Origin of the sequence: Shinella sp. 838 (assembly GCF_029623935.1) — a bacterium.
Lineage (GTDB): Bacteria > Pseudomonadota > Alphaproteobacteria > Rhizobiales > Rhizobiaceae > Shinella.
Genome location: NZ_JARSBQ010000002.1, coordinates 186,501 through 204,814 on the forward strand (window position 1 = coordinate 186,501; position 18,314 = coordinate 204,814).

Sequence of the window (18,314 nt, forward strand, 5' to 3'; positions counted from 1 at the left end):
GGTCAGCGGTAGACGGATTTCCGGTCGCCGATGCGAATGATGAAGATCGTGACGACCGAATCCTCGATCCGCGCAATGATGCGATAGTCGCCGACGCGGTACTTCCAGAAGGCGCCGAGTTCGGATCCTTTCAGCGCCTGCCCGATCGCACGAGGATCCTCGAGCGGGGCGATGCGATCACTGAGGAAGCGGAGGATACGCCGGGCGGCCGCGGTGCCGAGTTTTTCGAGCTCCTTGTCCGCGCCGGGGTGAAATTCAATTTTCCACGCCATGGGCCTTCATCATCTCGGCAAGAGAGATGGTGCCTGCCTGCCCCTTTTTCAGTTCGGCAAGCCGCTGCTCGGCAAGGTGGAGATCTTCTAGGTCGTCCAGATGCTCGACGATGGCCTCGAGTGCGTGTTCGCTCGGGCTGCGCCCGGTTTTCCGGGCAAGCTCTTCAAGGCGCTTTTCGATATCGGCAGGCAGGCGCAGGGCTAGCATGGAACGGTCTCCGAGTGTGCGCCAGCATATCACGGAGAAGGCGCATGCCCAAGCTCAGCGCCGCATCAGCCGGAAGGGAATGCCTGAAGCCAGTGCCCCGACATATTTGGCTTTCTGGTAGTGCCCGTTCAGCGAGATGCGCGGGAGCGTCGTCGGCGCGTCGAAGGAGCGGGCCGAGATCGTGCCCGGATCCGTCGTGACGGCGACGCGGAAGCCGAGGTCCCTGGCAAGTCGATGCTCGCGGGGCGAGACGGAGGCGCGGCCGCCATAGGGATAGGCGAGCGTGTCCGGCCGGTGGCCGATGATGGCGGCGATGCGCTCGGCCGACTGCTCCATCTCCTGGCATGCTTCCGCGTCGCCAAGGCGGGCGAGGGCCCGGTGGCTCACGGTATGCGCGCCGATCGACGCGAGGGGGTTGACGACGAGGCTTTTCAGCTCCGGCTCGCGCATGACGAGCCGTTCGGTGATCATCAGAGGGTCGATGCCATGGGCTCTTGCGGCGGCATCGAGCCGCTCGATTGCCATAGCCTCATCCATCTCCGCCTGGATGAAATGGGCGAGCCGGACATAGGCGGTCTGCTTCTGGAAGAGGGTTGCGAGCGGAAGGGCGATCGCGCCGGAGCCGAAATCGAACTCCAGATGCGGCGCGACGCGCAAAAGCTCCGTCAGCGTCTCCCACCAGATGCCGTGCGTCTTGCAGGCAAAGCCCGGCGAGACGAAGACGGTGAAGGGCACCTTGTGCCGTGTGAAGACCGGCTGGGCATGAACCGCATTGTTGCGATAGCCGTCGTCCAGCGTGAAGGCTGCGAAACGCTCGCCACCGCGTGCGATGGCCAGTCGTGCCGGCATGTCGGCCAGCGCCACGAACTGGTAGCCTTCTTCCGTCAGGTGTTCGATCGCCGCGTCGAGAAAGTCCGGCGTGATCTCCAGATGCGCATTCGGATCGAAGGTCTGCGGCGTCTTCGGCCGCACATGATGCAGCGTGAAGATCGCACCCATGCCGCGCGCGGACGCCATCAGCCCGACGCGCTCGGCCAGATGCGCGAACTCCAGCCCGCCGGTGATCATGGCGCGCCTCAGCCCCTGTCGCATGACGCTGCGAATCGGCATGTCGTCTTCGTCGTCCCTTTTCGTCTCTCGCGGCCGTTATCGCACCCGGTCGGTATCCGAGTGGTTAACAACGGCTTTCCTGTGGCGCGGCGGCGCCGGCCGCCCGGCCTGGAAGGTGAGGATGCGGATCACATCCATGAAGATGCGCGTGATGGGGTCGAACATCGTGGTTCTCCGTGTTTTCTGTCTGACGGATTGTCCGCCTGCTTGCCCTTTTTGCTCAAACGAGTTTATCGTCGATTTCGAATGACTTGAGGTTATGCGATGAAACGCGGACGGTTGCCGCTCACGGCGCTCAGGAGTTTCGAGGCGGCGGGCCGGCTTGGCAGCTTCACGCTGGCGGCCGAGGAGCTGCTCGTCTCGCAGGCCGCCGTCAGCCGGCAGGTCAAGGAGCTGGAGGCCGAGCTTGGCAAACCGCTCTTCGAGCGCCGTCACCGCAGCGTCCGCCTCACCTCCGCCGGCGAAGCGCTGCTCGACGTCCTGTCGCGCGCCTTCGATGCGATGGATGCAAGCCTGTCGGAGATTCGCGGCCGGCGTGGCGGCGGGCTGCTGGAGATCAGCTCCGAACCCTCCTTCGCGGCGAGCTGGCTCGTGCCGCATCTCGACGATTTCCACGCCGACCATCCCGAGATCGACGTCGTGGTCGAATCCGACATGCGGCTCATCGAGTTTCGCGCGCAGGAGCCGGAAATCGCCATCCGGCATGGCATGGACGCCAGAGCCTGGCCGCGCGTTGCAGCCGAGCACCTGGCGGATGTGGAGCTGGTGCCCGTCGTCATGCCCTGCCTGATGGAGGAGGGGGCGCCGCTGCGCACGCCGGCCGACATCCTCGCCTACACGCTGCTGCACGAGGAGAACCGCAGCGCCTGGCAGCGCTGGTTTGCCGCCGCGGGCCTGGCGGATGTGCCGCCCGGGCGCGCGCAGATCTTTACCGAAGGCAATCTCGTCTTGCAGGCGGCGCTGCGCGGCCACGGCGTCGCGCTGGTCGACCGCGCCTTCGCGGCCGAGGACATCGCCGAAGGGCGCCTTGTGCAGCTCTTCGACATATCCATTCAGTATGGCGCCTACTGGCTCGTCGCCCGCGACTTCAAGCGCCTCTCCCCGGAAGCGCGCGCCTTCCGGGAATGGCTGTTGCTGCGCTTTGCGGTCTCTGGTTCTTGAAGTCGAGGCTCGGTAGAGCGATTTCGGGATCAGGCCTTGGTGCCGCCGACCGTCACCTGGTCCATGCGCAGATGCGGCTGGCCGACGCCGACCGGGACCCATTGGCCGGCCTTGCCGCAATTGCCGATACCGGTGTCGAGCTTCGTGTCGTTGCCGACCATCGAGACGCGGCGCATGGCGTCCGGCCCGTTGCCGATCAGCATGGCGCCCTTGACGGGGGCCGTCACCTTGCCGTTCTCGATGAGGTAGGCCTCGGTGCAGCCGAAGACGAACTTGCCCGAGGTGATGTCCACCTGTCCGCCGCCGAAGGAGACGGCGTAGAGGCCGTTCTTCACCGAGGCGATGATTTCGTCCGGCGTCCTGTCGCCGGAGAGCATGTAGGTGTTGGTCATCCGCGGCATGGGGCGATAGGCATAACCCTGCCGGCGGCCGTTGCCGGTCGCCTTCATGCCCATCAGGCGCGCGTTCTGCCGGTCCTGCATGTAGCCGACCAGCTTGCCGTCCTCGATCAACACATTGTAGGCGGACGGCGTGCCCTCGTCGTCGACCGTGATCGAGCCGCGGCGGTCGTCGATCGTGCCGTCGTCGACGACGGTGACGCCCTTGGCCGCGACCTGCTCGCCGAGCAGACCGGCGAAGGCCGACGTCTTCTTGCGGTTGAAGTCGCCTTCCAGCCCGTGGCCGACCGCTTCATGCAGCATGACGCCCGGCCAGCCGGAGGAGAGCACGATGTCCATCGTCCCGGCCGGTGCCTCGACGGCCTCGAGATTGACCAGCGCCTGCCGCAGCGCCTCGTCGGCGCCGAAACGCCAGCTTTCCTCGGTGAGGAATGCGTCGAAGGTGGTGCGACCGCCGACGCCGTAGCTGCCGGTCTCCTGCCGGTCGCCTTCACCGGCGACGACGGAGATGTTGACGCGCGTCATCGGGCGGATGTCGGTAACGCGGTGCCCGTCGGCGCGCAGGATGTTGACGACCTGCCAGCTTGCGGCGATCGAGGCGGTCACCTGCCGCACCTTGGGATCCTTGGCGCGGAGATACGCGTCGATCTCGGTTAGGAGGGCGACCTTCTGCTCGAAGCTCGGTGTGCCGATCGGGTTGTCCGGCGTATAGAGCTGCCGGTTTGTGCCCTGCGGGGCGGCGGCGTAGTCGCCGGAAAAGCCGCGCGTGACGGCGCCTGCAGCGTCGGCCGCGCGCTTCAGCGCCGACAGGGTCATCTCGCCGGAATGCGCATAGCCGACGGCTTCGCCGGCAACGGCGCGGAGGCCGAAACCCTGGTCGGTGTTGAAGCTGCCGCCCTTGAGGCGGCCATTGTCGAAGGAAAGGGATTCGGCCTGGGCGTGTTCGAGGAAGAGCTCGCCGTCGTCGGCGTTCTTCAACGTCTCCTTGAGCACCGCCTGTACGGACGCCTCGTCGGCATCGAAGAGGGAGAGAAGGTCGGTGTTCATGGGAGGCTCCGCAAGCATTGGACTTGGGGCCTCATGTAAGTCCCCGGAAGGCGGGCGGCAAGCCCGCCCGGGGGCGGGGCTTACGGCAGTGCGTCGTAGCCTTCGCCGAAACCCTTGAGATCGACGGGAATGCCGATGCCTTCCTCGGGCGACTGGAAGACGATGAAGGTTGCCGTCGCGCCGGAGCGGAAGGTCTTCAGGAGTTCGTCCTCGAGCACGACCTCGGCATAGCAGCCGTCCGAGAAGCAACGCACGAAATAGGCGCGGCCGATATCCTTGCCGTCGACATTGAGGCCGAGCCCGTTCGGCAGGAGCACGCCGAGCGGCGCGAGCACGCGAAGGATCTTCGCCTTGCGGTCGGCGGTCTTCAGCACGACGACGGACAGGCCGAGCTCGGGCCGGTCCTCGGCGAGCACGTTCTGCATCAGCGCGCACTGTTCGCCGGAGGCGCCGGCCGGCTGGTCGCAGACGATCGACCAGGCGCCGTGGTTCGACTTCACCGTGCCGGGCTGCTGGGCTGCCGAAAGGGAAGGAAGCGCGAGAGCGCCGAACCCGAGCGCGGCAAGGCCAAGTGCCGTGCGGGACAGCCGGGAAAGGGGAGCAAAACCCATGAAAACCTCGGAATCTCGAATCAGTCGGGCTATCTTTGAAGGGGCAGGGGTGAAATGAAAAGCCCCGGGCGCTCATTTCCAATTGATTGAAGGCGGAAATTGGACCGGTTCTTTACTCATTATAATAGGGGCCTTGCCCGGGGCCGGATCGCCGGTGCAGACGGTGGATGAGGGGAAGCAAGGGGGCTTTACGCAGGATCGCCGCGGCCAAACCTTTCATGCTATAGGGAATTATGAAGAAACTGTGGGGAGCGGGCCCATGCTTTTGCTTTTGCGCAAAAATGCCGCACGGGGTGTCCCCCATGGCTGTTGCGGCGAGCATGAAACTGTGGTTTTAAGCACTCAGTATAGCAGGGATTCTGCGCGTCTGTTTGATCCCGATCAAACGCCTTGGGGAGATACGTTGTGAAAAACAAAGCTTTTGCAGTTCTGGCCGCGATCGGCTGTCTGCTCTTTGCTTCGACCGCCTTCGCTGATCAGCCGTTCGACTGGCAGAAGGGCCTTCAGCCCGCCGCGACCTCGATCATGGAAGAGATCCGCTGGTTCGAGCAGTACACTCTGTGGTTCATCGTCCCGATCACCCTGTTCGTTCTCGTCCTGCTCATCGTCGTCGTCGTGAAGTTCCGCGAGAGCAAGAACCCGGTTCCGTCCAAGACCAGCCACAACACGGCGATCGAAGTCGTCTGGACGCTCGGCCCGGTCATCGTTCTCCTGTTCCTCGCCGTTCCCTCCTTCCAGCTTCTGACCAGGCAGCTCGCCCCGACGGAAGAGCCGGAGCTGACGATCAAGGCCACCGGTTACCAGTGGTACTGGGGTTATGAGTATCAGGTCGGCGAGAGCCCGCTCTCCTTCGACAGCATCCTGCTGCAGGACGGCGATCGCGCTGCTGCCGGCAAGGAAGACAGGGGCGTCTATCCGCGCCTTCTGGCTGTCGACAACGAAGTCGTCGTCCCCGTCGGCAAGCATGTCCGTCTCCTCGTCACCGCTGCCGACGTGATCCACGCCTTCGCGATGCCCTCCTTCGGCGTGAAGATCGATGCCGTCCCGGGCCGCCTCAACGAAACCTGGTTCAAGGCTGACCGTGAAGGCCTGTTCTACGGCCAGTGTTCCGAGCTGTGCGGCAAGGACCACGCGTTCATGCCGATCGCCATCCGCGTCGTCTCGCAGGAGAAGTACGATACGTGGCTCGCAGCCGCCGCGACGAACCTCGGCGATGCAAACAAAGCCCTGATGGCGTCGGTCGACGGTGCGGCAAAGTCCGTCAACGTCGCCGCAAACGCCGCGCAGTAATTCCAAGGGAGAGAGACCATGGCCGGAACATCCGCTGCCCACGGCGATCACCACGATCACCACGAACACAAGCCGCTCACATTCTTCCAGCGTTGGTTCCTGTCGACCAACCACAAGGACATCGGCACCCTCTACCTGATCTTCGCGATCTGTGCGGGCATCATCGGCGGCACGCTGTCGGTGGTGATGCGCATGGAGCTGCAGGAGCCGGGCATCCAGATCTTCCACGGTCTTGCCTCGATGGTCTACGGTTTCGAGGGTGATGCTGCCATCGACGGCGGCAAGCACATGTTCAACGTCTTCACGACGGCGCATGCGCTCATCATGATCTTTTTCATGGTCATGCCCGCGCTCATCGGCGGTTTTGCCAACTGGATGGTGCCGATCATGATCGGCGCGCCGGATATGGCCTTCCCGCGCATGAACAACATCTCGTTCTGGCTGATCATTCCGGCCTTCCTGCTCGTCCTGCTCTCGATGTTCGTCGAAGGCCCCGCGGGCGGCTACGGCGCGGGCGGCGGCTGGACGATCTATCCGCCGTTCTCGACGTCGGGTCAGCCGGGTCCTGCCATGGACTTCGTGATCCTCGGCCTGCACATCGCCGGCGCCTCCTCGATCCTCGGCGCGATCAACTTCATCACGACGATCCTCAACATGCGCGCTCCGGGCATGACGCTGCACAAGATGCCGCTCTTTGCCTGGTCGGTGCTGATCACCGCCTTCCTGCTTCTGCTCTCGCTGCCGGTTCTGGCAGGCGGCATCACCATGCTGCTGACCGACCGCAACTTTGGCACGGCCTTCTTCGCGCCGGAAAACGGCGGTGACCCGATCCTCTTCCAGCACCTGTTCTGGTTCTTCGGTCACCCGGAAGTGTACATCCTGATCCTGCCCGGTTTCGGCATCGTCAGCCACATCGTCTCGACCTTCTCGCGCAAGCCGATCTTCGGCTACCTCGGCATGGCCTACGCCATGGTCGCGATCGGCGCCGTCGGCTTCATCGTGTGGGCGCACCACATGTACACGGTCGGCATGTCGCTCCAGACCCAGCGCTACTTCGTCTTCGCCACGATGGTCATCGCGGTTCCGACGGGCGTGAAGATCTTCTCGTGGATCGCGACGATGTGGGGTGGTTCGATCCGCTTCACGACGCCGATGATCTGGGCGATCGGCTTCATCTTCCTGTTCACCGTCGGCGGCGTTACGGGCGTTCAGCTCGCCAATGCCGGCCTCGACCGCGCCATGCACGACACCTACTACGTGGTCGCCCACTTCCACTACGTTCTGTCGCTCGGCGCCGTCTTCGCGATCTTCGCGGCCTGGTACTACTGGTTCCCGAAGATGACCGGCTACATGTACTCGGAATTCCTCGGCAAGCTGCACTTCTGGGTCATGTTCGTCGGCGTGAACCTGATCTTCTTCCCGCAGCACTTCCTCGGCCTTGCCGGCATGCCGCGCCGTTACATCGACTACCCGGACGCCTTTGCCGGCTGGAACGCGGTGTCGTCCTACGGTTCGTACATCTCGGCCTTCGCCGTCCTGATCTTCCTCTTCGGCGTCTTTGAAGCCTTCGCCAAGAAGCGCGTCGCCGGCGACAACCCGTGGGGTGAAGGTGCGAACACGCTGGAATGGCAGCTCTCTTCGCCGCCGCCGTTCCACCAGTGGGAACAGCTCCCGAAGGTCAAGTAAGACCCTTGAGATCGGAGCCGCCGGAAACGGCGGCTCCGCCAGTAGAAAAGGCCGAATGAATCGGCCGAACGCGACGGAAAGAACATGGCGGTCATCGAGCATCACGAAACGGTTCCGGGCGGCGGCGAGGTCTACCTCTCCGAAGCGTCGCCGCGTGATTTCTTCGAGCTCCTGAAGCCGCGGGTCATGTCGCTGGTCGTCTTTACGGCCTTCGCCGGCCTCATTCTTGCTCCGGGCGAGATCAACCCGTTCATCGCCGCCATCGCGATCCTCTGTATCGCCGTGGGCGCGGGAGCATCCGGCGCCCTCAACATGTGGTACGACGCCGACATCGATGCGGTCATGACCCGCACCGCCAAGCGTCCCATTCCCTCCGGCCGCATCCGCCCGGAAGAAGCGCTCGCCTTCGGCCTGACGCTCTCCGCCTTCTCGGTCGCGATCCTCGGCCTTGCGGTCAACTGGCTTTCGGCCGGTCTGCTTGCCTTCACCATCTTCTTCTACGCCGTCATCTACACGATGTGGCTCAAGCGCTCGACGCCGCAGAACATCGTCATCGGTGGCGCGGCCGGCGCCTTTCCGCCGATGATCGGCTGGGCCTGCGTCACCGGCGGCGTTTCCATCGAGAGCGTCGTGCTCTTCCTCATCACCTTCCTGTGGACCCCGGCGCACTTCTGGGCGCTCGCGCTGTTCAAGATGCGCGACTACGGCGCCGTCGGCGTGCCGATGCTGCCGAATGTCGCCGGTGAGCGGACCACCAAGGTGCAGATCCTCATCTATGCGGTGCTGACCGCCGTGATCGCCGTCGTGCCGACCCTTCTCGGCTTCGCCAGCCTCGGCTACGGTCTCTTTGCCGCAGCCCTCGGCCTCGGCTTCGTGTGGTACTCTGTCGGCGTGTTGCGCATGCCGGAGGGCGACGTCGCGATGGTGCCGGCCAAGAAGCTCTTCGCCTTCTCCATCGTCTATCTGTTCGCGGTCTTCTCCGGCCTGATGGTCGACCACATGATCGCGTCATTCGGATGGGTGCTGTAATGGAAACCGTAAATCTCACGGAAAATCAGAAGAAGGCGCGCCGCGGCCGCAACATCGCGCTCGGCGCGGTGCTTCTGGGCCTCGTCGTGCTGTTCTACATCGTCACGCTCGTGAAGTTCTCCGGCGGAATGGCGGGCTGACGATGAGCGAGATGCAAAAGACCGAAAAGAGCAGGATGGGCAATGGCACGATCGTCGCCATCTGCTGCTCCTTCGTCATCGGTATGGTCGGCATGGCCTATGCGGCCGTGCCGCTCTACGAGATGTTCTGCAAGGTGACGGGGTACGGCGGCACGACGCAGCGCGTCGAGCAGGCCTCCGACGTCATCCTCGACAAGACGATCAAGGTGCGCTTCGACGCCAATGTCGGCCCGGGCCTTGCCTGGAGCTTCGAGCCGGTGCAGCGCGAGGTCGAGCTGAAGATCGGCGAGACCGTGCAGATCATGTACAAGGCGCGCAATCTCGCCTCCACGCCGACGACCGGCCAGGCGACGTTCAACGTCACGCCGCAGGCGGCCGGCGCCTATTTCAACAAGGTCCAGTGCTTCTGCTTCACCGAAACGACGCTGAAGCCCGGCGAGGAACTGATCATGCCCGTCGTCTTCTTCGTCGATCCCGCGATCGTCGAGCCGGTCGAGACGAAGGGCATCCACACGCTCACGCTGTCCTATACCTTCTATCCGCATGAGGCGTCGAAGCCGGTGGCTTCGGCTGCGGAGGTGAAGGCGGACGACGCGAACAAGCTTTGAATACCAAGCGTTTCCGGCTATGCCGGGAACGGAACGCGATACATTGGGGATAAGTCAGATGGCCGATGCGCATCAGAAGAAACACGACTACCACATCATCGACCCCAGCCCGTGGCCGCTGCTTGCCTCCATCGGCGCCTTCGTCCTGGCGCTCGGCGGCATCGGCTACATGCGCTACCTGTCGGGCGGTACCTTCCACCTGTTCGGCCTGAACCTGGCCAATCCGTGGATCTTCTACATCGGCCTGCTGATCACGCTCTATACCATGTATGCCTGGTGGGCGGACACGGTGAAGGAAGCGCATGAGGGCCACCATACCCGCGTCGTCTCGCTGCACCTGCGCTACGGCATGATCATGTTCATCGCCTCCGAGGTGATGTTCTTCGTCGCCTGGTTCTGGGCCTTCTTCGATGCCAGCCTCTTCCCGGCCGAAGCCATCCAGGCCGCGCGCGTCGAGCACACCGGTGGCGTCTGGCCGCCGAAGGGCATCGAGGTTCTCGACCCCTGGCACCTGCCGCTCTACAACACCGTCATCCTGCTGCTTTCGGGCACCTGCGTGACCTGGGCGCACCATGCGCTGCTGCACAACGACCGCAAGGGCCTCGTCAACGGCCTCGCCCTGACGGTCGTCCTCGGCGTGCTGTTCTCCTTCGTCCAGGGCTATGAATATGCTCATGCACCGTTCGCCTTCAAGGAATCCATCTACGGCGCGACCTTCTTCATGGCGACCGGTTTCCACGGCTTCCACGTTCTGGTCGGCACGATCTTCCTGATCGTCTGCCTCATCCGCGCCATGCGCGGCGACTTCACTCCGAAGCAGCATTTCGGCTTCGAGGCGGCCGCCTGGTACTGGCACTTCGTCGACGTCGTCTGGCTCTTCCTGTTCTTCTCCATCTACATCTGGGGTGGCTGGGGCGCGCCGATCGCGCACATGTAAGCGAGCCTTGCTCGATTTGTCGAAACGGCCGCAGCGATGCGGCCGTTTCCCGTTTCGGGCCCCTTTGTCGCGGCCTTTCGGTTGGACGGGCGGCGGGCAGGACGGTATAGGAACATATGCGCCGCTTTGGCCCCTCATCCCCTTGCGGGGAGAGGATGCCGGCAGGCAGGTGAGGGGCCTTGCCGCCTGAAGCAAGAGCCCGCGGCAGCCCACCCGGGCGTGAACATACGGATACGAGCATGGACGAGGACAAGGCACTTTATCCCCCCGTCGACCCTTTCAGCACCGGGCTGCGTGGCTGTTGCCCACGCTGTGGCCAGGGCAAGCTGTTCGACGGCCTGCTCAAGGTGAAGCCGTCCTGCGCAAGCTGCGGGCTCGACTATGCCTTCGCCGATTCGGGCGATGGCCCGGTCGTCTTCGTGCTGCTCATCGTCGGCTTCATCGTCGTCGGTGCAGCGCTGTGGATGGAGGTCAACGTCAACCCGCCGCTCTGGGTGCATTTCCTTCTGTGGATCCCGCTCGTCATCATTCTCGGCCTCGGGCTGACGCGCGTGCTCAAGGGCCTGCTGATCACGCTGCAATACCGCAACAACGCCCGGCCGGGCGAGATCGACCGTGGCTGAGGTCCCGGCCGGCGCGATGCCGCGAAAGAGCAGGGGCGTGGCGATCCTCATGGGGACCGCCTTCGTCGTCGCTCTCGCCATCCTCCTGTCGCTCGGCACCTGGCAGCTGCAGCGCCTCTACTGGAAGGAGCAGCTTCTTTCCGACATGGCGGCGCGCCGCATCGCCGCGCCGGTGTCGTTGGCCGATATCGAGGCGATGGCGGCGCGGGGCGAGGATATCGAATACAGCCCCGTGACGGTCTCGGGCGTTTTCGCCAACAACAAGGAGCGGCACTTCTTTGCCACCTGGCGCGGCCAGACCGGCTATCACGTCTATACGCCGCTCCAGCTGGCCGACGGGCGCTTCCTCTTCGTCAACCGGGGCTTTACACCCTTCGAGGCGAAGGAGCCGGAAATGCGCAAGCAGGGCCAGCTCACTGGCCTGCAGAGCGTGACCGGTCTTGCCCGTGCCCGCCTTGCCGAAAAACCGTCCTCCATCGTGCCAGACAACGACCTGTCGAAGAACATCTTCTACTGGAAGGACCTCGACGCGATGGCGGCGACGACCGGTATTCCCGCAGACAGGCTCGTGCCTTTCTTCGTCGATGCCGGGGATGCGCCGAACCCCAAGGGGCTGCCGATCGGCGCCGTTACCCAGTTCGACCTGCCCAACAACCATCTGCAATATGCCGTCACCTGGTATGGCCTGGCGGCCGCACTGGTCGGCGTCGGCCTCTTTGCCGTGCTGCGGCGGAGGACCGCTCGTCCAGGGGCCTGAAAGCGGGCGATCAAGTTGTTTTTTCTTGGCGCGGCGGCGCTTGCCGGCCTATATGGGGCGCAAGGCCCCGACCATTGCCGGATACAGTGAAGCATGATTGATACCCGACCGGACTTGACCATCAGGCTGTGTGGCCCGCGCGGCTTCTGCGCCGGCGTCGATCGCGCCATCCAGATCGTCGTGCTGGCGCTGAAGGCCTATGGTGCGCCGGTCTATGTGCGCCACGAGATCGTGCACAACCGCTATGTCGTCGAGGGGCTGGAGGCCAAGGGCGCGATCTTCGTCGAAGAGCTCGACGAGATCCCGGAAGAGCACCGCCAGCAGCCTGTCGTCTTCTCCGCCCATGGCGTGCCGAAATCCGTGCCCGCCGATGCCGAGGCGCGCAATCTCTTCTATCTCGATGCGACCTGCCCGCTCGTCTCCAAGGTCCACAAGCAGGCGATGCGCCACCAGCGCCTTGGCCGCCACGTCGTTCTGATCGGCCATGCCGGGCATCCCGAGGTGATCGGCACCATGGGCCAGCTGCCGGAAGGCTCCGTCTCGCTGGTCGAGACCGTCGAGGACGCGGACAGATACGTTCCGCCGGACGAAAACAATCTCGGCTTCGTCACCCAGACGACGCTCTCGGTGGACGACACGGCCGGCGTCATCAAGCGCCTGCACGAGCGCTTCCCGAACCTGACGGCCCCGGCCGCCGATTCCATCTGCTACGCCACCACCAACCGGCAGGAAGCGGTCAAGCAGGCCGCGCCGGGCTGCGATCTCTTCCTCGTCGTCGGCGCGCCGAACTCCTCCAATTCCAAGCGCCTCGTCGAAGTGGCGCTGCGGGCCGGGGCGACGAAATCCGTGCTCGTGCAACGCGCCGCCGAGATCGACTGGGAAACCATCGGCGATATCAGGACCGTCGGTCTCTCGGCCGGCGCATCGGCGCCCGAGGTCATCGTCAACGAGATCATCGAGGCTTTCCGCGCGCGCTACAACGCCGTCGTGGAGCTCGCCGACACGGTCGAGGAAAACGAGCACTTCCTCGTCAACCGCGAGCTTCGCACCATCGAACTCACCTCTGCCGACATGGCCTTCGTCAATGGGGAATAAAATCCTGCAGGCCCTGCCGTCTATTGCCCCTCATCCCCCTGCCGGGACCTTCTCCCCGCAAGCGGGGCGAAGGAGCAGAGCGGTGCGCCCATCGCTCCTCGCCCCGCTTGCGGGGAGAGGATGCCGGCAGGCAGGTGAGGGGCGGCCGTCCATGCCATACCGTCCCGTCGATCCTACCACCCCACAAGCCTGAGACCCGCCGTGGCCGTTTATACCGATATCACCGAAGACGATCTCGCCCGCTTCCTCACTGCCTATGACGCGGGCACGCTGCTGTCCTACAAGGGCATTGCCGAGGGCGTGGAGAATTCCAATTTCCTGCTGCACACGACGGCAGGCGCCTTCATCCTGACGCTCTACGAGAAGCGCGTCGACCGAAACGACCTGCCGTTCTTCCTCGGTCTGATGCATCACCTGGCCGAGCGGGGTCTTTCCTGCCCGCTGCCACTGCCGCGCAACGACGGTGCGCTGCTTGGCGAGCTTTCGGGCCGCCCTGCCGCGATGATCTCCTTCCTCGAGGGCATGTGGCTGCGCAAGCCTGCGGCGAAACATTGCCGCGAGGTCGGCCGCGCGCTGGCCGAAATGCATCTGGCCGGCGAAGGGTTCGACATCACCCGCGCCAACGCGCTCTCTGTCGGTGGCTGGCGGCCGCTGTGGGAAAAGTCGGCGGACCGCGCCGACGAGGTGGAAACCGGCCTGCAGGATGAGATCGCCGGCGAACTCGCCTTCCTGGAGACGAACTGGCCGAAGGGCCTGCCGTCGGGCGTCATCCATGCCGATCTCTTCCAGGACAATGTGTTCTTCATCGGCGACGCCCTGTCGGGTCTCATCGATTTCTATTTCGCCTGCAACGACCTGCTCGCCTACGACGTCTCCATCTGCCTCAACGCGTGGTGCTTCGAGAAGGACGGTGCGTTCAACCTGACCAAGGGCATGGCGCTGCTGGAAGGCTACGAAAGCGTGCGCCCGCTTTCGCAGGAGGAGGCCGCGGCCCTGCCGCTGCTGGCGCGCGGCTCGGCGCTGCGCTTCTTCCTGACGCGGCTCTACGACTGGCTGATGACGCCGCCCGGCGCGCTTGTCGTCAAGAAGGATCCGCTGGAATATCTGCGCAAGCTGCGCTTCCACCGTCAGATTCAAAACCCTGCGGAATACGGTCTGTCGCGATGAAGCATGTCGATATTTTCACGGATGGCGCCTGCTCGGGCAATCCCGGTCCCGGCGGCTGGGGCGCAGTGCTGCGTTACGGTACGGTCGAGAAGGACCTGTGCGGCGGCGAGGCCGAGACCACCAACAACCGCATGGAGCTGACGGCGGCGATGAGTGCGCTTGCCGCGCTCAAGACGCCCTGCGAGGTCGATCTCTACACGGATTCGAAATACGTCATGGACGGCATTTCGAAATGGATCTTCGGTTGGAAGAAGAACGGCTGGAAGACCGCCGACAAGAAGCCCGTGAAGAACGGCGACCTCTGGCAGGCGCTGGATGCCGAACGCCTGCGCCACAAGGTGGAATGGCACTGGGTCAAGGGCCATGCCGGCCACCCGGAAAACGAACGTGCCGACGAGCTCGCCCGCAAGGGCATGGCGCCGTTCAAGAAGGGGTAGGGGGCTCCGGCTGATTGCCCCTCATTCCCCTGCCGGGACCTTCTCCCCGCGCGCGGGGAGAAGGGGCGGTAGCCGGATGAGGGGCCTAGCCCCCCTTTGATCTCAAAGCTGCTCGATCATCGCCGCCGCGCCGGAAACGGTCGCCTGGCCGGGGCTTTCCTCGATGTTCAGCGCCTTCACCACGCCGTCCTCGACCAGCATGGAATAGCGCTTGGAGCGCACGCCGAGCGTGCCGGCGGAGAGATCGATGTCCATGCCGAGCGCCTTGGTGAAGCCGGCATCCCAGTCGGCGAGGAAGCGCAGCTTGCCGGCGCCGCCCGTGGAGGTCGCCCAGGCGCCCATCACATGGTGGTCGTTGACTGCGACGACGGCGATGTCGTCCACGCCCTTGGCGAGGATCGCGTCGCGGTTTTCGAGATAGCCCGGAAGATGGTTCAGCGAGCAGGTCGGCGTGAAGGCACCCGGCACGGCAAAGAGCACGACGCGCTTGCCCGCGAAAAGGTCTGCGGTCGAGATGTCGGCGGGACCGTCCGGCGTGCGCTCCTTGATCTTGAGCTCGGGCAGCTTGTCTCCAACGGAAATGGTCACGGCGTCTCTCCTGTCTGATAGGGAATGGCGAAGGCCGGAAGGGGCCTGCCGGCGGCACTATAAGCAGCGCCGGTAAAAGTGCGAAGCGGTTTTCCGCCCGAAACGCCGCGGGTTCACTCGACGGCGAGCGGGGCTTCCATCGTCTTCTCGCCGGAGCGGAGCGTCAGCTGGATCGGGTTCTTCGCAAGGTCGAACACCTTCGGCCGGTGCAGCACCGGAATGTCGGCGACGAAGGCATTGCCTTCCCGCCGCACGGGGCCGGCCGCGCCGAATTCGAACGGGGCGCCCGAGAGGAAGACATCCGTGGGTGCCGCGTCCGCCGGTGCCTCGAAACGCACGGAAATCGTCTTGCCGTCCGCCGACCAATGGCCGTCGAGTGGCCGGAAGCCGTCGCCCGCCATCCCGGGAAGGGTCGCCTCGGCGGCGGCGATCGCCGTCTCCTCCAGCGGGTTGGTGAAGCCTTCGCCGCCCGGCTCGACCGTCAGCTCGGCCTGCACGGGGATACAGATATCCTTGCACACGCCGAGGAAAACCGTGGCGGTGACAGTGCCGCGTGCCGCCGTAGCGAGTTTCATCGGCAGGCGCACCGGCGCGTCATAGCCGATATAGTGGTTCGCCTCGTCGCCGAGCCGGCGCGGCGCAGGAAAGCCGATCGAGGTCAGCGTTGCGCCGGAGACGGTGATGGACGGCGGAATGCCGCTGCCGCCGGGGTCGCGCCAGTAGGTCTTCCAGCCGTCATGCAGGCGGATGTCCAGCATGGCGCGCGCCGAACCGTCGGTTTCCGCCGGAAGCACCACGAGGCGTACGTCGCCGCCCGGCGTCTCCACCCAGGGCGAGGTTGCCGCCGAGGCGGCGGAGGACAGGAAAAGCAGCGCGATTGCAGCAGTTTGCAGGCGTTTCATGGGTCAACATCTAGCGCTGCGGCGGAATGCTTTCCAGCAACAAAAACGCACGGACCGATCATAAAAGCTTGATCGCCTGCCGGGACACCATACCTTTCTTGCAGGGCTGGCGTTCTGCGCCGGCGAAAAGAACGCTTTTCATTTGATGGCGAATTGGTAGGCTACATCCATTATGGCTATGTCGGTTCTGAAAAACAGGCGAGAACGCGGCTTCCTTGACGGTCAGTTCCTGATCGCCATGCCGGGCATGGCCGACGCCAATTTTACCCGCACCGTCGTCTATATCTGCGCCCATTCGGACGATGGCGCGATGGGCTTCGTCATCAACCGCCCGCAGCAGCTGAACTTCTCCGATGTGCTGCTGCATCTCGACCTGCTCGGCGAGGACGAGGTGATCCGCCTGCCCGGCGCGACGCTGGATTTTCCCATCCGCTGCGGCGGGCCGGTGGAGAGCGGGCGCGGTTTCGTGCTGCATTCGGACGACTACATGTCCGAATCCTCCATTCCCGTCAGCGACGACATCTGCCTCACGGCGACGCTGGATATCGTGCGTGCCATTTCCCGCGGCCGCGGGCCGGAGAAGGGCCTGATGATGCTCGGCTATGCCGGCTGGGGCGCAGGCCAGATCGAAAACGAGATCGGCGCCAATGGCTGGCTGTCCTGCCCGGCCCAGGAGGAGCTGATCTTCGACACCAATCTTGACAGCAAATACGAGCGGGCGCTCGCCCTGATGGGCATCTCGCCCGCCATGCTCTCCGCCGAGGCCGGCCACGCCTGAGCGGCGCGGCAAATTTTCTCCAATGCTGCCGGAACCTGTCGCAACGCCTGCCGTTTATGGAGCGCGTCAACAATTGCGCCTCTAACAAGGAGTACGATGGTGGGTAGCACGAGCGACAAGATCAAGGGCACGGCCAACGAGCTGGCCGGCAAGGCAAAGCAGGCCGCAGGCGAGGCCGCCGGCAGCCCGAAACTGCGCGTTGAAGGCGCCGTCCAGGAAGCCAAGGGCAAGACCCAGAAAGCGGTCGGCAAGGCAAAGGATGCAGTCAAGGGCGCCGTCGATCGCCTCTGACCGACGACTTGCGGGACGGCGCGCCGCGTCATCCCGCCACCGCAAAGCCTAAATACCCGTATCGCCAACGGCCGATGCGGGTATTTTGTCGAAGGGCCATCGCCGGATCGAGGCATCATGAAACTTTTCACCTGTGCGACATGCGGCCAGACCACCTATTTCGACAACCGCGTCTGCGTGCGTTGCGGCTCCACGCTCGGGTTTCTTGCCGAGGACATGACATTGCATGCCCTGGTGCCGGAGGGCGAGGGGTTCTGGAAGATCGCGCCGGGCGAGGGCGTCTACCGCTTCTGCGACAACGCCGCGCAGGATATCTGCAACTGGCTGCTGCCGGCTGACAGCGCGCACGCCTTCTGCGAGGCCTGCCGCCACAACCGCATCGTGCCCACCACGGACCCGAAGGGGCTGGAGCGCTGGCGGCGCATCGGCGCGGCCCAGCGCCATCTCTTCTATTCCATCCTGCGCTGGAAGCTGCCGCACCCGACGCGCGAGGACGACCCTGCCGGCGGCCTCGTCTTCGATTTTCTGGCCGACGAGCTGGATGCCGGCGGCAATGTCGTCCAGGCCGCCATGACCGGTCACGAGGACGGCCTCGTCAGTCTGCGCGCGGCCGAGGCCGACGATGAGGTGCGCGAGGGCGTGCGCGTGTCGATGGACGAACCTTACCGCACGCTGCTCGGCCATTTCCGCCATGAGATCGGCCACTTCTACTGGACCCGGCTCATCCGCGAGGAGGCGACGCTGGAAGAGGCTCGCCGCCTCTTCGGCGACGAGCGCGCGGACTACGCCGCCGCCCTCCGGCGCAACTACGAACAGGGGCCGCCCGCCGACTGGCCGCAATATTTCATCAGCGCCTATGCCAGCTGCCACCCGGCGGAGGATTTCGCCGAGTGCTGGGCACATTTCTTCCACATCGTCGATACGCTGGAAACCGCCCGCGCCTTCGGCCTCAACACCGATCCGAAGGGCCACGAGGAGCTGGAGGCCGAGGTCACCTTCGATCCCTACCGTGCCCCCGATGCCGGTCGCCTCGTCGAAGCCTGGATCCCGCTCAGCGTCGCCATGAACGCCATCCAGCGTTCGATGGGCCAGCCCGACAGCTACCCCTTCGTCCTGCCGCCACCGGTCGTGCAGAAGCTGGATTTCATCAACAGGCTGGTGAGGCGTTCGTAGCGGGCG

Annotated in this window: 23 protein-coding genes; 15 read left to right on the forward strand and 8 right to left on the reverse strand. The window is 64.6% G+C overall.

Annotated features, from left to right (window positions below):
* Positions 1 to 2: 2 nt before the first annotated feature.
* From P9A16_RS08485 to P9A16_RS08500, 4 genes are read right to left on the reverse strand one after another with little or no spacing between them, the layout of a single operon-like run.
* Positions 3 to 272 (reverse strand): type II toxin-antitoxin system RelE family toxin, encoded by a 270-nt coding sequence (locus P9A16_RS08485; protein WP_023512262.1) that lies wholly within the window; start codon positions 270 to 272, stop codon positions 3 to 5.
* Complete coding sequence (gene relB / locus P9A16_RS08490) at positions 256 to 480, reverse strand: type II toxin-antitoxin system RelB family antitoxin (protein WP_023512263.1); 225 nt, start codon at positions 478 to 480, stop codon at positions 256 to 258. The genes P9A16_RS08485 and relB overlap by 17 nt, the downstream gene beginning before the upstream one ends.
* Before the next feature lie 54 nt (positions 481 to 534).
* Positions 535 to 1,590, reverse strand: a complete 1,056-nt coding sequence (locus P9A16_RS08495) for a polysaccharide deacetylase family protein (protein WP_037408578.1) — start codon at positions 1,588 to 1,590, stop codon at positions 535 to 537.
* Between the two features lie 36 nt (positions 1,591 to 1,626).
* Complete coding sequence (locus P9A16_RS08500) at positions 1,627 to 1,755, reverse strand: hypothetical protein (RefSeq protein ID WP_023512265.1); 129 nt, start codon at positions 1,753 to 1,755, stop codon at positions 1,627 to 1,629.
* Between the two features lie 99 nt (positions 1,756 to 1,854).
* Here P9A16_RS08500 and P9A16_RS08505 point away from each other — a divergent pair, with 99 nt between their 5' ends.
* Positions 1,855 to 2,751, forward strand: coding sequence for a LysR substrate-binding domain-containing protein (locus tag P9A16_RS08505; RefSeq protein ID WP_278025647.1), 897 nt, complete (start codon positions 1,855 to 1,857; stop codon positions 2,749 to 2,751).
* 29 nt (positions 2,752 to 2,780) lie between these two features.
* On the opposite strand, the gene tldD is transcribed toward P9A16_RS08505, so the two are convergent.
* Positions 2,781 to 4,196 carry a metalloprotease TldD gene (tldD, locus tag P9A16_RS08510; protein ID WP_023512267.1) on the reverse strand — a complete coding sequence of 472 codons (1,416 nt, stop codon included), beginning with the start codon at positions 4,194 to 4,196 and terminating at the stop codon, positions 2,781 to 2,783.
* Positions 4,197 to 4,276: 80 nt separating this feature from the next.
* On the reverse strand, positions 4,277 to 4,807 hold the full coding sequence (locus P9A16_RS08515; protein WP_023512268.1) for an invasion associated locus B family protein: 531 nt from the start codon (positions 4,805 to 4,807) through the stop codon (positions 4,277 to 4,279).
* A gap of 405 nt (positions 4,808 to 5,212) precedes the next feature.
* Between P9A16_RS08515 and coxB the strand changes: the two genes are divergently transcribed.
* The 11 genes from coxB (at position 5,213) to rnhA (ending at position 14,576) form a co-directional block, all read left to right on the forward strand.
* Entirely contained in the window at positions 5,213 to 6,097 is an 885-nt protein-coding gene (coxB, locus tag P9A16_RS08520; protein WP_023512269.1) for a cytochrome c oxidase subunit II, read from the forward strand.
* Positions 6,098 to 6,115: 18 nt separating this feature from the next.
* A complete protein-coding gene (gene ctaD / locus P9A16_RS08525) occupies positions 6,116 to 7,783 on the forward strand; it encodes a cytochrome c oxidase subunit I (RefSeq protein ID WP_023512270.1) in 1,668 nt (555 codons plus the stop codon).
* An 84-nt stretch (positions 7,784 to 7,867) separates the two neighbouring features.
* Complete coding sequence (locus P9A16_RS08530) at positions 7,868 to 8,812, forward strand: heme o synthase (RefSeq protein WP_023512271.1); 945 nt, start codon at positions 7,868 to 7,870, stop codon at positions 8,810 to 8,812.
* Positions 8,812 to 8,952: a hypothetical protein gene (locus tag P9A16_RS08535; protein ID WP_023512272.1), complete on the forward strand. Its 141-nt coding sequence runs from the start codon at positions 8,812 to 8,814 to the stop codon at positions 8,950 to 8,952. Before P9A16_RS08530 ends, P9A16_RS08535 begins: the two co-directional genes overlap by 1 nt.
* A 2-nt stretch (positions 8,953 to 8,954) precedes the next feature.
* The gene (locus P9A16_RS08540) at positions 8,955 to 9,560 is read left to right on the forward strand and encodes a cytochrome c oxidase assembly protein (RefSeq protein WP_023512273.1); all 606 of its coding nucleotides are present in this window, start codon (positions 8,955 to 8,957) and stop codon (positions 9,558 to 9,560) included.
* A 58-nt stretch (positions 9,561 to 9,618) separates the two neighbouring features.
* Positions 9,619 to 10,497, forward strand: coding sequence for a cytochrome c oxidase subunit 3 (locus P9A16_RS08545; RefSeq protein ID WP_024271149.1), 879 nt, complete (start codon positions 9,619 to 9,621; stop codon positions 10,495 to 10,497).
* Positions 10,498 to 10,736: 239 nt separating this feature from the next.
* The gene (locus P9A16_RS08550; RefSeq protein ID WP_023514562.1) at positions 10,737 to 11,120 is read left to right on the forward strand and encodes a DUF983 domain-containing protein; all 384 of its coding nucleotides are present in this window, start codon (positions 10,737 to 10,739) and stop codon (positions 11,118 to 11,120) included.
* Entirely contained in the window at positions 11,113 to 11,877 is a 765-nt protein-coding gene (locus P9A16_RS08555; protein WP_023514563.1) for an SURF1 family protein, read from the forward strand. The genes P9A16_RS08550 and P9A16_RS08555 overlap by 8 nt, the downstream gene beginning before the upstream one ends.
* A gap of 93 nt (positions 11,878 to 11,970) precedes the next feature.
* Complete coding sequence (gene ispH / locus P9A16_RS08560; protein WP_023514564.1) at positions 11,971 to 12,972, forward strand: 4-hydroxy-3-methylbut-2-enyl diphosphate reductase; 1,002 nt, start codon at positions 11,971 to 11,973, stop codon at positions 12,970 to 12,972.
* A 201-nt stretch (positions 12,973 to 13,173) separates the two neighbouring features.
* Positions 13,174 to 14,139 carry a homoserine kinase gene (locus P9A16_RS08565; protein ID WP_023512605.1) on the forward strand — a complete coding sequence of 322 codons (966 nt, stop codon included), beginning with the start codon at positions 13,174 to 13,176 and terminating at the stop codon, positions 14,137 to 14,139.
* Positions 14,136 to 14,576, forward strand: coding sequence for a ribonuclease HI (gene rnhA / locus P9A16_RS08570; protein ID WP_023512604.1), 441 nt, complete (start codon positions 14,136 to 14,138; stop codon positions 14,574 to 14,576). Before P9A16_RS08565 ends, rnhA begins: the two co-directional genes overlap by 4 nt.
* A 102-nt stretch (positions 14,577 to 14,678) precedes the next feature.
* Here rnhA and P9A16_RS08575 read toward each other — a convergent pair whose 3' ends face one another.
* Together P9A16_RS08575 and P9A16_RS08580 are read right to left on the reverse strand one after the other, a co-directional pair.
* Positions 14,679 to 15,164, reverse strand: a complete 486-nt coding sequence (locus tag P9A16_RS08575; RefSeq protein ID WP_023512603.1) for a peroxiredoxin — start codon at positions 15,162 to 15,164, stop codon at positions 14,679 to 14,681.
* A gap of 113 nt (positions 15,165 to 15,277) precedes the next feature.
* The gene (locus tag P9A16_RS08580) at positions 15,278 to 16,066 is read right to left on the reverse strand and encodes a protein-disulfide reductase DsbD domain-containing protein (RefSeq protein WP_023512602.1); all 789 of its coding nucleotides are present in this window, start codon (positions 16,064 to 16,066) and stop codon (positions 15,278 to 15,280) included.
* A gap of 172 nt (positions 16,067 to 16,238) precedes the next feature.
* Here P9A16_RS08580 and P9A16_RS08585 point away from each other — a divergent pair, with 172 nt between their 5' ends.
* The 3 genes from P9A16_RS08585 (at position 16,239) to P9A16_RS08595 (ending at position 18,308) form a co-directional block, all read left to right on the forward strand.
* Entirely contained in the window at positions 16,239 to 16,844 is a 606-nt protein-coding gene (locus tag P9A16_RS08585) for a YqgE/AlgH family protein (RefSeq protein ID WP_023512601.1), read from the forward strand.
* A 99-nt stretch (positions 16,845 to 16,943) separates the two neighbouring features.
* The gene (locus P9A16_RS08590; protein WP_037408677.1) at positions 16,944 to 17,135 is read left to right on the forward strand and encodes a CsbD family protein; all 192 of its coding nucleotides are present in this window, start codon (positions 16,944 to 16,946) and stop codon (positions 17,133 to 17,135) included.
* Between the two features lie 117 nt (positions 17,136 to 17,252).
* The gene (locus P9A16_RS08595) at positions 17,253 to 18,308 is read left to right on the forward strand and encodes a zinc-binding metallopeptidase family protein (protein WP_023512599.1); all 1,056 of its coding nucleotides are present in this window, start codon (positions 17,253 to 17,255) and stop codon (positions 18,306 to 18,308) included.
* The last annotated feature ends 6 nt before the right edge of the window (positions 18,309 to 18,314 follow it).